Genomic DNA, 12,880 nt, shown 5'->3' with positions numbered 1-12,880 from the left:
CGTGCCATGTCGATGACGCCGGTCTGCGGCCGGACCATCTATCCCGATGACCAGTCCGGCGGTGCATGGCATCATGCGCAGGTGATCGCTGACTGGGGGTTGTGATGCCGGGTGCCTACCTGATGGGATATATACCTTCGTTGGCCATTCTGGTGTTTGCTGTGGCGGCCAACTGGGCGCGCTTGACTCTGCGGCGGCGAGGCGTGCGCACGCAAGGGCGAAAGGGCGGCGATAGCTGGAGGGCTGGCGTCCTCTCCGTGGACGTCATCTATCGAGATCACTTGGGGGAGCGCCACTACGTAACGGTAGCCCCCGAGGACCTGCCAAGAAGAGGCAGCTCGTCTGTCATCGAGATCGTTTATGATCCGCGGAATCCGAGAAGGGCGATGTCAGCATGGGAGTTTGAGCGGCCAGTCTGGAAGACCACCGACGGCGGCTTCTTCTTCGCCGCGATCGGCACAGCCCTGCTCTACACGGTGCTCCTCCTGCTCTTGGCGTGAAGGACCAGCCTCTCGCTGTCAGTGACACTTTCCCAACCTGATCAGTTGGCGAGTTCGAGGGCGACGATGGCTCGAACGATGGCGGTGATCCGTGTGGTGCTGCGGCGGAGCTTCCGCGGGATCCGCCGGCCTTTCAGGATCGCCATGGCGCGTTCGCCGAGGCTGCGGATCTTGGCATGGTCCCGGTTGTGACGCCGGCGCCAGCCGCGCAGGCTCCTGCCTCGGAACGGGACGCGGATGGCGGGGCTCGCACCTTGATACGCCTTGTCCGCCCAGCACTTGATGTCGTCGGCGGTCAGAGCGGCTGGGATGTCGTGGGTCCGGGCCGCGGTGAGGTCGTGGGTGGCTCCCGGCAGTGCGTCCGATGCACAGATCAGGCGTCCGGCCGGGTCGGCGAGGACCTGCACGTTCATGCCGTGGTGCTTCTTCTTCCCCGAGTAGTGCGGGCGGTCGGCGGCGATGCGGTCGGTCAGCAGGAGTGTTCCGTCGAGGAATGCGTACGCCTTCCTGCGGGCGGTGTCCATGGCCTGCTCCGGCGTCGGAGCGGGCGGGGCCAGTAGATCGACGGCCTCGCGTATGTAGCGGAAGACCGTCGCGATCCCGATGCGGAAACCCGCCGCGAGGCGGGTGTAGGTATCACCGCAGCGCAGATGCGCGAGGACGAGCAGGGCCTGTCGGCCATAGGTGAGGCGGCGCCGGCGAGAGCCGATCCGACGCCGGTGACCTGCAAGAAGACCGGAAAGGCGTTGCAGGGTGCGGCTGGATAGATCGATGGCAGACGTGTAGACAAGCACGAGAGCTCCTGGCGGACCGGTGATCTTGATCGCGACCCGCCCACCAGGAGCTTTCTTCATGCCCGTCACCGGGGCGACAGTCCAGCCACTCGTCAGGTTGGAAGAGGCTCACCGTTGAGCAGAAGACGCTCAACGCCCTTCAGTGCGGACACCATCGACACCGGATCGTCGAAGTCCCCGACCGTGAACTCGCGGTCCAACTCCTTGCCCTTGTGCGCGTCCCGCACCAGACCCCGAAAGGGCACGTCCGCCTCCGCGAGAGCCCGTACCAGGTGTCGGCCAATGGTGCCGGTCGGACCCGTCACAAGAATCATGCTGTCCCCGCTCCGTCCGAGAAAGCGTCAAGAGTCCTCACCACCATTACCGGAGGGTGCATCCGCTTACCGTGTTGGAGGTTGTTTCTGTTGGTAGTCGACCTGACAGTCGGCGGGCTCGGACGTTCTGCTAAAACCCAGCCATGGCATACAGATTCACCGCTCGCGTAGTAGCGGCAGGGGTGGACCCGGACAACGACTTGATGCAGGCCGGTGTTGCCGAGGACGAGAACGGCGAAGGCTTCTTCCTGCTGTTCATGAGCAACATCGGCGAATCATCTCCCCGGAGCGTGCCGCTCGGGCTCGACAGCCACTGCCTGGTGACGCAGGACCAGGGACGGCTTACGGCTGTATCCGTCAGGTAGTTCTGTCGGATGGGCTGCTCACGGTGTCGCTGGACCCCGATTCGCTGGATGATCTGGGACTGGAGGACGCCGAGATCGAGGCGGAGCTCGGCGCACCGGACGAGGACATCAAGCGGATGCGGGAGGTACTCGCCCAGGTGCTGGCGTTCGGGCGGGAGGAGGCCCGCCCTCGATGAGTCGATCTGTAGGTGCACATCTGCGTCAAAGCCGGCGGTGGCACATGAGGGCTGCGGCAATGCCGACGAAGGCGAGGAAGTATTCCGACTACCGCTCGTAGCGGCGGTGCGGACGTCGGCAGCCGGCCGGCCAGGACACGGTCCTCTCGACCACCCGACAATGACGGCCGAGCCGCTTGGACGACTCGACGCCTTTGCGGGCGATGCGGTGGGGTGGCGGATACCCCTCTCGCGTAACCATCTACGCAGGTGCTCGTAGTCGTACCGCTTGTCAGCGGGGAGCTTGTCGGAGGGCGTCGGCGACGGGGTCCGCGGCGGGAGCGGATAGGTGGAAATCCCGCGCACGAGCGGCTTCAGGCCGAGAGACCTTCCTCGGAGCGTGACGGGAAGAGAGCTATGGAGGCGCAAGGTCACGAGATGATCTCGTCATGACTGAGATCGTCTTGATGTCCGACCCGAGGGTTGCAGCCGTGCCTGTTCGGGAGTGTGGTGAACGGCTCGTCGATGTGCGACGGGACAGCTCTCTGCTGGTCGATGAACGAAAGTGGCAGGACCCCGCAGGCGCCTTCGCCCACCTGCGGCAAGGAGTGCTCGATCGACTCCTCAAGGCCCAGGCACAGCTTCCTCAAGGAATACGGTTGCTGTTCGTCGAGGGGTATCGCCCGCCGTCCCTGCAACGTCACTACTTCGACGAATACGGAGATCAACTGCGGGCCGATCACCCGAACTGGTCCTTGGAGCAGGTCCGCTCGGCAGCCAGCCGCTATGTGTCCCCGCCTGAGATCGCACCCCACAGCGCCGGCGCGGCCGTTGACTTGACGCTCGCAGACGCCGACGGCCGTGAACTCGACATGGGCACCCGTATGAACGCGACTCCTGAGGAGAGCGAGGGCGCCTGTTACACGCAGGCCGACAACATCAGTGACCAGGCCCGCTCCAATCGAGACATCCTGAGCACGGCGCTTGCCGCTGCTGGCCTGGTCAACTACCCCACAGAATGGTGGCACTGGTCATACGGAGACCGTTACTGGGCCTTGATGACAGGAGCGGATGCCGCCCACTACGGGCTCAAGGAACTGGATTCGGCATGAACAGGGGCTGGAAAGTGATCATTCGTCTGGGTGGATAAATGTGCTGCGGGGTGTCGTGCGCGCGTGAGCGGGGAGGCTGGCGAGGTCCCGTAGGCGTTCCAGGGACGGGACCCAACAATGCTGATCCAGAGGGGAATCCATGTCGGACAATCAGTTGATCACGGCGCAGGACACCACAATCCGTAGCGGGAGCCCGGACTCCGCAGTGGACCGGGTGGCCGACTTCTACGGGGCCTACATCGATGCTGTCTTTGACGGCACCGACGACCTGGGTACGGAGCTGCGTGCCCACTACCTGACGGAAGACTTTCAACAACGCCTGGCCGCCTGGGAAGAGGCCAACCACGCTGATGGTGTCCTGCGCGCCCAGGACGTACCCACCCGTTGGGAAGTCCGATACCACGACAACGGCGCCGGCCACCTGTTCACCACGGTCACCCTCACCTGGGGCACCGGTCCGGATGCCGGACACACGAAGTTGGCCGTGCAGAGCGATCTGAGCACCAAACTCATCTCCGACATCGAGGACGGCGCCTGAATCGGAGTGCCGAAGAAGAAGCAGGCTCACCGGCGCCAGTGTGACCAGTGCCGGACGGGGCTCATTCGCCTTGGAGCATGGCTGTCTCACCCGAGGCGGGCAGGGCATTGATTTCCTCGGATTCCACCATCGGAAAGCCGAGTCGTGGAAAGGCAGCACAGGTTCTGCTTGCAGCGCTGGCCCAGCTTTCGGCCAGAGCGATTCGGATGCTGCGGGAGAAGATCCGTGCGGCGACGGGCCGCTCGAAGACCGAGCGGCCCGTGTCCGCTGTGGTCGCCGATCTTCGTCCGGTCCTGCGCGGCTGGGGCGCGTATCCTCGCAAACGAGGAGTCCGGGCGGAAGTCCAACGTGGTCGACGGCTACGTCCGTCAGCGGCCGGCGATCTCCTCCAGACGGAAACATGGCCGAGCGGGCCGGAACTGGGCCACGACTAACGCCTATGGGTGGATCACACGGCTCGGGGCTACCGCCTTACCGGTGTGCCTCCGGGGTGCGACGCGCGCGTTTTCGGAGGCACGTTCACACGTCGCGGTGCCGTACGACGACCACCGCGAGGGCGACCGCGACCAGCGCCCAGAGGGCGTACACGATCCAGGAGCCGGGGAGCGTGGCGGTGTAGCCCAGGGAACCGGGATCCGGCTCCCACGTTTGGACCAGGCGAGTCCAGGCGGCTGACACCATCGTGTGTTTGACGTCCGCCGACCAGCGGTTGCCCTCCGAGAACATGGTGGGCAGCATCAGCAGGGTGAAGACGCTGGTGAGCATGGTCCCGGCGGCATGCCGGAGCAGAACGCCGAGGCCCAGACCGACCAAGGCACACACCGGAGCCAGCAACGCGGATGCCACCAGCGGCCGGAACACGTCGGAGTGGGTGATCGGAACACTGGCATTGTGCCCGTCCAGGATGGCCTGGGAGACCAGGAAGGATCCGATGGTGGCGGCCGTGCCGACGGCGGTCCACAGCATGGCGGTGACGACTGCCTTGGCCAGCACCACCGCACCACGGGCGGGGACGGCCACGGTGGTGGTGCGGATCAGCCCGCTGCTGTACTCGCTCACGACGGTAAGGGCACCCATGCTGCCGGCGACGAGTATCAGCGTCATGTAACCGGCCGACGGGAACGCGTCGTACGCCAGGAAGCTGCCGGGTTCGGAACCCGCGGCCTTGTCCGCCCGGGTGGCCACGGCGCCGGACCCGACGACGAACAGGGTGATGAAGGCGAGGGCCCACGGGGTGGAGCGCAGGGACCGCATCTTGATCCACTCGGAGGCGATCAGATCGCGGAAGCGGGCGGGCGGCTCAGCGAGGGACGCGGCCGAAGGGGTCGCGGGGACAGATGTCTGTGTGGTCATCGGGGCTGTCCTGCCTGGTATTCGACACTGTCGGCCGTGAGTTCCATGAAGGCCTCCTCCAGCGAGGCGGTTCGGGAGGTCAGCTCGTTCAACAGGATCCCGTTCTCGAAGGCGAGCGCGGCGATCCGGTCCGTCGGCAGTCCGGTCACGGCGAGCTTCTCGGCGCCCGCCGATCCCTCCGGCTCGACCGCTGCGCCGGCGGCGGTCAGCACCGCCGTCAGCTCGGCTGCCTGCCGCGTGCCCACCACCACTCCGAGGCCGGTGCTGCGGGCCGCGAAGTCCCGTACCGATTCGGCGGCGATGAGCCGGCCCCGGCCGATGACGACGAGTTGGTCGGCGGTGTTCTCCATCTCCGACATGAGGTGGCTGGAGAGGAAGACCGTGCGGCCCTCGGCCGCGAGGCGCTGGAAGAGGCGGCGCATCCAGAGCACGCCCTCCGGGTCCATGCCGTTGACCGGTTCGTCGAACATCAGCACCGGCGGGTCGCCGAGCAGGGCGGTGGCGACTCCGAGGCGCTGCTTCATGCCGAGCGAGAACCCGCCGATGCGGCGGTGCGCCGCGTCGGTCAATCCCACTTCGTGCAGGACCTCGTCCACACGACGCGGAGAGATACCGTTGCCGCGGGCCAGGGCGGACAGGTGGGCCGTGGCGGTGCGGCCGCCATGGACCTGACCCGCGTCGAGGAGGGCGCCGACGTGCCGCAGTCCCCGGGCGTGACTGCGGAAGGCGACTCCGCCGACGGTGGCGGTGCCCGAGGTGGGGGCTTCCAGGCCGAGAATCATCCGCAGGGTGGTGGACTTGCCGGCTCCGTTGGGGCCGAGGAAGCCGGTGACCTGGCCCGGCCGCACGGTGAAGGACAGCTGATCGACGGCGGTCTTGCCGCCGTAGCGCTTGGTGAGTTCGTTGACTTCGATCACATGGACAACCCTGCCGGGAGGGCTCCGTCCGGTCATGGGGCCGTGGGCGGCAAACGTGCGGCGGCCTTCGCCCGTGGGCGTACATCCACGGGCCGATGCCGCGGGATCGGCGGCTGGATAGCCTCGCGGGATGAACGACCTACCGACCACCCCGTTGCCTGCGCGCGTCGCAGGGCACGACCGTTCTCCTGAGTGGGCGCATCTCCTGGAAAGGGCGCACCGCCAATGACGAGAACGACTGTCATGGCCTGGGTGGGGGGTGTTCTGTACGTCCTCGCGGTGGCTCTGCTCATAGGAGGTGCGCCGCGGGCTTCGGGCACGGTCCACGGTGTCGGGGCACTGCTGGCGGCGAGCCTGCTCGTCGGTGTCCTGCGACGCGGGCCGGTCCTGGCCCTGGCCCTGGCGCTCTTCGGATCCACGGCCGTGGTGGTGGGCCCCCCGAGCTCCGCCGGTGTGGATCTGTCGGCTTCGTACCAGGGCCAGTTCCTGTCGTATCTGCCAGTGGACCTTGTCCTGGGCTTCATCGTCGCCACCCGCGCACGGCGGGCTTCGACCGTCGCCGCGGCCACATCCCTCGTCGTCCAGCTCCTGCTCGTCGGCGGCTTCACGCACGGCGACAGCCTGACCGTCAACCTCGTGATCACCCTCCTGGCGATGGCTGCGGCCTGCATGGTCGGTCTGCTGAGCCGCGAGCGCCGCGAGCACGCGGAGGAGCTGCGCGCGCAGGAGGTGGTTGAGGCCGTCATCGCCGAACGGCTGAGGATCGCAAGGGAGTTGCACGACATGGTCGCGCACAGCATCGGCATCATCGCCATCCAGGCCGGGGTGGGAAGCCGGGTCATCCGGACACAGCCGGCGGAAGCCCACGAGGCGCTGCGAGCCATCGAAGCCACCAGCAGAGAGACCTTGTCGGGCCTGCGGCGCACGCTGGTGGCACTCCGCCAGGCGGACCCGGACGCAGAGGTTTCGGGACGGGCACCGATCACACCTTCGCCCGGTCTCGCGGACCTCGAACGGCTGGCGGCGACGACGGCGGACGCCGGCGTACGCGTCGACGTGCGCCGCGGCGGGGAACAGCGCCCACTGCCCGCCGACATCGACCTGTCGGCCTACCGTATCGTCCAGGAGGCGCTGACCAATGTGGTCCGGCACGCGGGTACCGGACACTGCCGGGTGACCATTGAGTACGGGGACGGGGAACTATCCGTGGAAATCGTCGACGACGGGCGCGGCGCCACCGAGGACGGTCCGGCCCACGGCTTCGGCATCGTGGGCATGCGCGAGCGGGTCGCTCTGCTGCACGGACGCCTCAGCGCCGGGCCGCGTCCCGAGGGCGGCTTCCGGGTGGCGGCGCGGCTGCCCCTGCCCGACCCCGCCGTAGTTCCGTTGGAGGTGCGATGACCGCCAGTCCCGTACGCGTCCTGCTCGTCGACGACCAGCCGCTGGTGCGGTCCGGCCTGCGCGTGATCATGGCCGACCACCCCGACCTGGAGGTCGTCGGTCAGGCGTCCACCGGCGCCGAGGCGGTCCAACTGGCCAAGGGCGTATGCCCCGACGTCGTAGTGATGGACATCCGGATGCCGGGCATGGACGGGATCGAGGCCACTCGACTGATCACCGCCGGTCCGGCGACCGCCCGCGTCCTCGTCCTGACCACCTTCGACGAGGACGACCACGTCTACGGTGCGCTCCGGGCCGGAGCGAGCGGCTTCATGGTCAAGGACATGGCGCTCGACGACATCCTCACGGCGATCCGCGTGGTCGCCGCCGGCGACGCGCTGATCGCCCCCGGTGTCACGCGTCGTCTGATCGCAGAGTTCGCCGGGCGCCCCGAAGCCGCCCCGGCACGCTCCCCACGGCTGATCGAGGGCATCACCGACCGGGAACGGGAAGTCCTGACCCTGGTCGGACGCGGCCGGTCGAACACCGAGATCGCGGAGGACCTCTTCATCACGGTGGCCACCGCCAAGTCGCACGTGTCGCGCCTGCTCACCAAATTGGGCGCCCGGGACCGGGTTCAGCTTGTGATCACCGCCTACGAGACGGGGCTCGTCACGCTGCCCGGCTGAGCGCGTCTGACAGCAACACTGTGAGCCACCGGCCCTGCGCGTATCTCACAGACCACAGCTACCCGACCCGCCACAGACTGTCAGGCGAACGATCCGAAATCACCCAAGCAAGTTCAGTAGCCACTGAGGTTGGTCAACTTCTCCCCAGTGGGCTGGGAGTCCTGGGGGTTCTGTTCCGGCAACCGCCTGTCCAAGTCCCTGGTAAGCGAGTGGAGCGGTGGGGACGCACCACTCCTACCGGAGCGGTCAGCGAGGGGGCCTGCGACGCCGTCGGCAACCGTAGTGGACTGCGGCTGGGCCAAGCTCACCAGTTGACCTTCGAACATGACCTGCTGGGCCGCGAGATTCAGCGCGTCCTCAGCCCGGATGCCGCGATCACCTCGCGATGGGACCAGCTGGGCCGGCTGATCAGCCAGACTCTCCGCGTTGCCGACCACCGGATGCGCGACCGCCGCTTCAGCTACCGCGCCGACGGAATGCTGACAGGCATCGACGACTTCGCCACGGGCCGCGCTACACAATTCCAACTGGATCTGCTGGGTCGCCCCCCCTCACTGCCCGGACTGGATCACCACAGCCGGAGACATACCGCTACGACCCGGCAGGCAACCAGAGCTTCGCCGAATGGCCGAGCAGCCGTGCCGCACCGGACTCCGCAAGTGAACGCTCCGTGGACGGCACCCGGACGCTGGCCGCGGGACGCACCACCTACCACCTACCACTATGACGAGGCCGGCCGGTTGGTCGAGCGCCGCAAAAGACGCCTCTCCCACAAGCCGAACATCTGGCGCTACACCTGGGCCCCGGAAGGCCGACTCACCACCTGCACCACCCCCGACGGCACCCTCTGGCGCTACCGCTACGACCCTTCGGGGCGCCGCACCGCCACACGCCGCTTCATCGCCGTCGGCCAGGGGACCGAAGAAATCCAGTTCACCTGGGACGGCGACCGGCTGGCCGAGGGACCAACACCACCACCGGCACCCTCGTGTCCTGGGAATCCGACGGATACCGGCCCCTGACCCAGTACGAACGCAAGTCTCGTACCCAGAACGAGTTCGACAGCCGATTCTTCGCCATCGTCACCGACCTGATCGGGACGCGCACCGAACTCGTTGACGAACAAGGCGACGTAGCCTGGCAATCCCGCACCACCGTCTGGGGCACCACCACCTGGAACGCCGACGCCACCGCCTGCACCCCCTTACGGTTCCTCGGCCAGTACGCCGACCCCGAAACCGGCCTCCACTACAACTACTTCCGCCACTACGACCCCACAACCGGCCGCTACGCCCCCCGACCCGCTCGGCCTGCCCCCCCCGCGCCCAACCCCGTCGCCTTCGTTGACAACCTCACACACAGCTTGACCCGCGCGGCCTGACCTCCTGCGATGAGAACGACGTCACCTGGGGCGATCGTGTCCACTACCGAGAACGCGGCCCCGGCGGACGGGCCCAGGGAGTCACCGTCACTCTCACCCGCAGCATGATGGGCGGAAAGACCGGCCCCGGCGTCGACCCAGCCGGATGGCAGAGCAACAAGGGATACAACCGTGCCCATCTTCTGGGCGCCCAGATCGGCGGATCCAACAAGGACCCGCGGAACTTCGTCACCATGCACGCCTACGCCAACAGACCCAAGATGATGCGCCGTATACAGAGGGAGACAGCGTCATCCCCGAAGGCATCTGGCTGGAGGCACAGGGCTCGGACGGATTCCAGTTCATGCCCCAGGTCGAGACTGCCGTTACCAACCAGATCTATATACCCAACGATCTCAGGAACTGAAAAAGGACAGGTGCAGTGAACGGGCACGTACGTCGTCTGATCGAAGTTCTGGAGACAGATGCCACGGCACCACAGCAGCAGGACTGGTCCGGCATCGACTCGGAACTCCGGGTCCGACTCCCGGACGACTGCTAGGAATTCATTGAGCGAGTAGGCGGAGGGTGGGTCGACGGCTACCCGTTCATCCTCGCGCCGTCCTTTCCGAACCAGCATTACGATCTCGCCAAGGCCTTCGTCGCGAGCGTGAGATGATTCTTCAATGCGGCGGATCAATACGTGGGAAATGACCGGCGGGAGGCGATCGATCTATGTCGCCCACATCGACGTGACATCCGATGAACTGGTTTCGACCTGGGGAGATTACGAGAGATTCGAAGACCAATGGGATCTCGGCTCGAGGCGTACATTCACCTGGCGTCTCAAGAATGGCGAAGATGTGGCACTCAGCATGATCGAGGGAGGCCGAGTGCCGGGCTACAGTATGTACATTCGTGCAGACGAGGAAGACGCCGATCACATGCAGGCCATGTTGAGTGAATTCCTGGATGAGTCAGGTCTGGATGAAATGAGGGTTCTGGAGAAGGGCTTCTGAGCGCGGCCCCACTTGATCAGACTGGAGCCAAAGCAGGAAAATGAATCAGAACTGAGTACGGCAAGGGCAAGAAAGCCCGACGACAGCGTGGGCCCCACCCGCGTCCCATCCCTTCGCAATGAGGTGGGATACGGGTAGGGCTAAGCCTTAAGGCAGGTGAGCGTGACGTTGCCTATGCGACAGCCCAGCAGCGAGTTGAGCACGAGCGCAAGGCCATGGCTGCCGCCGACGCGATGCGGCAGGTGCTGCCGTGTAAGGACTGTGCACAGCAACGGGCGGCCGGGCCGTGTGAAGCGTGCGGCTATCGGCGCCGGACTGAGGCCCTGACGGTGGAGGCCGGGATGGTCGCGGCCACCTGATCGCTCGCCCTGGACGACCGGACGACATCGCCGCCGTCGCAGCCCACGTCAGGGCGACGCTGGAGGCCGGCATCGTGAGGGCCTGGCGTGAGTTCCTGGAGCTGATGGAGCGGGGCGAGTTGGAAACGGATCCCGCCGCATCGGCGTCCGCGCTCGCCTTCGTCAGGTGAGGAAGGAGAATGAGCGGCATGACCATGGTGAAGGACATCGATGTCCGCGGTATGCAGCACTGCGAGACGACGGCGCTGGGTGTACTGCTGCGGCATGAGGGAGTCGACTTGTCCGAGCCCATGCTGTTCGGGCTCGGGTCCGGGTTGTCCTTCGTCTACTGGGACAGCAAAAGCATGGGCTTTCCCTTCCTGGGAGGCCGGGTCAAGCCGTTCGAGCTCACCAGGAACCTGGCCGCCGCACTCGGACTTGAGCTGCGGGTCGAGGAGACCACGTCCCCGCGCAAGGCATGGCAGAACGTGGTGGCACCCATTGACGCCGGCCGACCGGTCGGCCTTCAGCTCGACAGCTACCACCTGGACTACTTCACCACCAAGGTGCACTTCGGCGGACACATCGTGGCCATGTACGGCTACGACGAACAGGACGCCTACCTGGTGGACACCGACTCCCAGGGCGGATCCGTCTCCACCAGCCTCGCCAGCCTGGCAATAGCCAGAGCCGAGCGCGGCCCCATGACCGCCAAGCACCGCTCCTTCACCATCACAGCGCCCAGCGGCCTGACGTCACCGCAGGACCGGATCATCCCCGCGATCAAGACCTGCGCCGACGCCTTCCTGAATCCACCCATCGCGAACCTGGGCCACCGGGGCATCGAGAAGACCGCCAAGCAAGTGCCGAAGTGGTTGCAGCGCAGCGGCAATCCGCAGGCGGACCTGCCACGGACCGCCATCCTCATGGAGCGGGCCGGCACCGGCGGCGCCCTGTTCCGCAACCTCTACCGGGACTTTCTCGCCGAGTGCGCCCAACTGATCGACAGCAACCACCTGCGCACCGGCCACAGCCTGTATACCGAGGCCGCCACCCTTTGGACACAGGTGGCCGAACTCGTCGCAAGAGCAGGCGAATCCGGCGAGGCGAAGAACCTCACGCGGGCCGGCTCCATCCTCCACGAGCTCTCGCGCATCGAACGCGATGCGATGCGGGCACTCAGCCTGATCTAGGGCCTCTCGTCCGGATCATGTCGGGCTCGTCGCCGACGAGCTACAGCCCTCGGGGCGGTCCGTGGTGTTTCGGCATGCTCGCGAGACCGTCTGCGGCGCAACGTTCCGCGGCCGGCGAGCGTCTCTTCGGGTGTGATGCATCTTCCTGAGACCACGAACCCCGTCGACACCCAGGACGAGCACGAGGACGAGCGAGTGCGGTCCGGCCCGCTGTGGCGCCATGCGTTGTGGGCGGCGCTCGTCACCGCCGCCGGAGTGTCGCTGGGGTGGTTGGGCGCTCTGTTCCGTATCGGCCCGGAGGAGTACGGCCTGCCGCCCGCCGCGCCGGGAGCGCTCTGGCCCTATCTGCTCGCCTGGGCCGTGATCGGCCTGGGGCTGGGCGCCATCCTGCGGTTCGTGGCGGCCAAGGTGCCGGTCTACTCCCCGTCGGAGGTCCTCCTCGGCAGCGTCATGATCGGCACCCGGCTGTCCCTGGGCTGGCGGCCGGAGCCCCTCGAAGTCGCGGGGCTGGCCGCGGCCGCGCTGCTCCTGGTGATCGTCTGGTGCGCCGTCGCACTGCGCGGGGCGGCCGTCGTGCGACGGTCCCAGGAGGCTTCCGGGGGCGCCTAGGGCGTGTCTTCGAAGTAGCGCCGTCCGCCCGTAGGGCGGGCCTGGCGGCGTCCGGTGCGTGCGATCGCAAGGCGGAGGATCGCCCTCGTACTGGATGTACTTGGGCGACTCCGACAACGCGGCGAGGCGCGGTGCCAGGCGTCGCGGGCGCGAAGATCCACCGGACAGGCCCTAGTGCTGTGACCGGGATGGCTCACCGTGATCGGAATGCGGCTCGCGGGACGAGCGCACGCGCGTCGGCTGG

General features: G+C 66.8%; 18 protein-coding genes and 1 pseudogene. 14 read left to right on the top strand and 5 right to left on the bottom strand.

Annotation, left to right across the window (positions count from 1 at the left end; genetic code table 11):
* The first annotated feature begins 257 nt into the window (after nt 1-257).
* Nucleotides 258-500: a hypothetical protein gene (locus M1203_RS27040; RefSeq protein ID WP_249952412.1), complete on the top strand. Its 243-nt coding sequence runs from the start codon at nt 258-260 to the stop codon at nt 498-500.
* 41 nt (nt 501-541) lie between these two features.
* Here M1203_RS27040 and M1203_RS27035 read toward each other — a convergent pair whose 3' ends face one another.
* Both M1203_RS27035 and M1203_RS27030 read right to left on the bottom strand, forming a co-directional pair.
* Nucleotides 542-1,294: a transposase family protein gene (locus M1203_RS27035; protein ID WP_249952411.1), complete on the bottom strand. Its 753-nt coding sequence runs from the start codon at nt 1,292-1,294 to the stop codon at nt 542-544.
* A gap of 92 nt (nt 1,295-1,386) precedes the next feature.
* On the bottom strand, nt 1,387-1,608 hold the full coding sequence (locus tag M1203_RS27030; protein ID WP_249952410.1) for an SDR family oxidoreductase: 222 nt from the start codon (nt 1,606-1,608) through the stop codon (nt 1,387-1,389).
* A 143-nt stretch (nt 1,609-1,751) separates the two neighbouring features.
* Here M1203_RS27030 and M1203_RS39100 point away from each other — a divergent pair, with 143 nt between their 5' ends.
* Both M1203_RS39100 and M1203_RS39095 read left to right on the top strand, forming a co-directional pair.
* Nucleotides 1,752-1,973 carry a hypothetical protein gene (locus tag M1203_RS39100; protein ID WP_308404911.1) on the top strand — a complete coding sequence of 74 codons (222 nt, stop codon included), beginning with the start codon at nt 1,752-1,754 and terminating at the stop codon, nt 1,971-1,973.
* Nucleotides 1,974-1,996: 23 nt separating this feature from the next.
* Entirely contained in the window at nt 1,997-2,149 is a 153-nt protein-coding gene (locus M1203_RS39095; RefSeq protein ID WP_308404910.1) for a hypothetical protein, read from the top strand.
* 25 nt (nt 2,150-2,174) lie between these two features.
* Here the strand turns inward: M1203_RS39095 and M1203_RS27020 are convergent.
* Nucleotides 2,175-2,481: pseudogene (locus M1203_RS27020) on the bottom strand (IS5/IS1182 family transposase); the annotation flags it as partial.
* Nucleotides 2,482-2,577: 96 nt separating this feature from the next.
* Here M1203_RS27020 and M1203_RS27015 point away from each other — a divergent pair.
* The 3 genes from M1203_RS27015 (at nt 2,578) to M1203_RS39305 (ending at nt 4,212) form a co-directional block, all read left to right on the top strand.
* Nucleotides 2,578-3,240: a M15 family metallopeptidase gene (locus M1203_RS27015; RefSeq protein ID WP_249952409.1), complete on the top strand. Its 663-nt coding sequence runs from the start codon at nt 2,578-2,580 to the stop codon at nt 3,238-3,240.
* Nucleotides 3,241-3,379: 139 nt separating this feature from the next.
* A complete protein-coding gene (locus tag M1203_RS27010; protein ID WP_249952408.1) occupies nt 3,380-3,778 on the top strand; it encodes a hypothetical protein in 399 nt (132 codons plus the stop codon).
* Nucleotides 3,779-3,855: 77 nt separating this feature from the next.
* Entirely contained in the window at nt 3,856-4,212 is a 357-nt protein-coding gene (locus M1203_RS39305) for a group II intron maturase-specific domain-containing protein (protein ID WP_374404078.1), read from the top strand.
* Nucleotides 4,213-4,297: 85 nt separating this feature from the next.
* Here M1203_RS39305 and M1203_RS27005 read toward each other — a convergent pair whose 3' ends face one another.
* Together M1203_RS27005 and M1203_RS27000 are read right to left on the bottom strand one after the other, a co-directional pair.
* On the bottom strand, nt 4,298-5,131 hold the full coding sequence (locus M1203_RS27005) for an ABC transporter permease (RefSeq protein ID WP_249952407.1): 834 nt from the start codon (nt 5,129-5,131) through the stop codon (nt 4,298-4,300).
* Nucleotides 5,128-6,048: an ABC transporter ATP-binding protein gene (locus tag M1203_RS27000; RefSeq protein WP_249952406.1), complete on the bottom strand. Its 921-nt coding sequence runs from the start codon at nt 6,046-6,048 to the stop codon at nt 5,128-5,130. Before M1203_RS27000 ends, M1203_RS27005 begins: the two co-directional genes overlap by 4 nt.
* 225 nt (nt 6,049-6,273) lie before the next feature.
* On the opposite strand from M1203_RS27000, the gene M1203_RS26995 reads away from it, so the two are divergent.
* The 8 genes from M1203_RS26995 (at nt 6,274) to M1203_RS26965 (ending at nt 12,636) form a co-directional block, all read left to right on the top strand.
* On the top strand, nt 6,274-7,449 hold the full coding sequence (locus M1203_RS26995) for a sensor histidine kinase (RefSeq protein ID WP_249952405.1): 1,176 nt from the start codon (nt 6,274-6,276) through the stop codon (nt 7,447-7,449).
* Nucleotides 7,446-8,117: a response regulator transcription factor gene (locus tag M1203_RS26990; protein ID WP_249952404.1), complete on the top strand. Its 672-nt coding sequence runs from the start codon at nt 7,446-7,448 to the stop codon at nt 8,115-8,117. Before M1203_RS26995 ends, M1203_RS26990 begins: the two co-directional genes overlap by 4 nt.
* A 311-nt stretch (nt 8,118-8,428) precedes the next feature.
* Nucleotides 8,429-9,139: an RHS repeat domain-containing protein gene (locus tag M1203_RS26985; RefSeq protein WP_249952403.1), complete on the top strand. Its 711-nt coding sequence runs from the start codon at nt 8,429-8,431 to the stop codon at nt 9,137-9,139.
* Complete coding sequence (locus M1203_RS26980; protein WP_249952402.1) at nt 9,106-9,498, top strand: RHS repeat-associated core domain-containing protein; 393 nt, start codon at nt 9,106-9,108, stop codon at nt 9,496-9,498. Before M1203_RS26985 ends, M1203_RS26980 begins: the two co-directional genes overlap by 34 nt.
* Nucleotides 9,495-9,923: a DNA/RNA non-specific endonuclease gene (locus M1203_RS39300; RefSeq protein WP_374404129.1), complete on the top strand. Its 429-nt coding sequence runs from the start codon at nt 9,495-9,497 to the stop codon at nt 9,921-9,923. Before M1203_RS26980 ends, M1203_RS39300 begins: the two co-directional genes overlap by 4 nt.
* 240 nt (nt 9,924-10,163) lie before the next feature.
* Nucleotides 10,164-10,496 (top strand): hypothetical protein, encoded by a 333-nt coding sequence (locus tag M1203_RS26975; protein WP_249952401.1) that lies wholly within the window; start codon nt 10,164-10,166, stop codon nt 10,494-10,496.
* 547 nt (nt 10,497-11,043) lie between these two features.
* Entirely contained in the window at nt 11,044-12,027 is a 984-nt protein-coding gene (locus M1203_RS26970) for a BtrH N-terminal domain-containing protein (protein WP_249952518.1), read from the top strand.
* A gap of 135 nt (nt 12,028-12,162) precedes the next feature.
* A complete protein-coding gene (locus tag M1203_RS26965) occupies nt 12,163-12,636 on the top strand; it encodes a hypothetical protein (RefSeq protein ID WP_249952400.1) in 474 nt (157 codons plus the stop codon).
* Nucleotides 12,637-12,880: the final 244 nt, after the last annotated feature.

It is taken from the genome of Streptomyces sp. 35G-GA-8 (assembly GCF_023534745.1).
Lineage (GTDB): Bacteria > Actinomycetota > Actinomycetes > Streptomycetales > Streptomycetaceae > Streptomyces.
The sequence above is the reverse complement of the archived record's forward strand: the minus strand, read 5'-3'. Positions and strand labels throughout refer to the sequence as shown.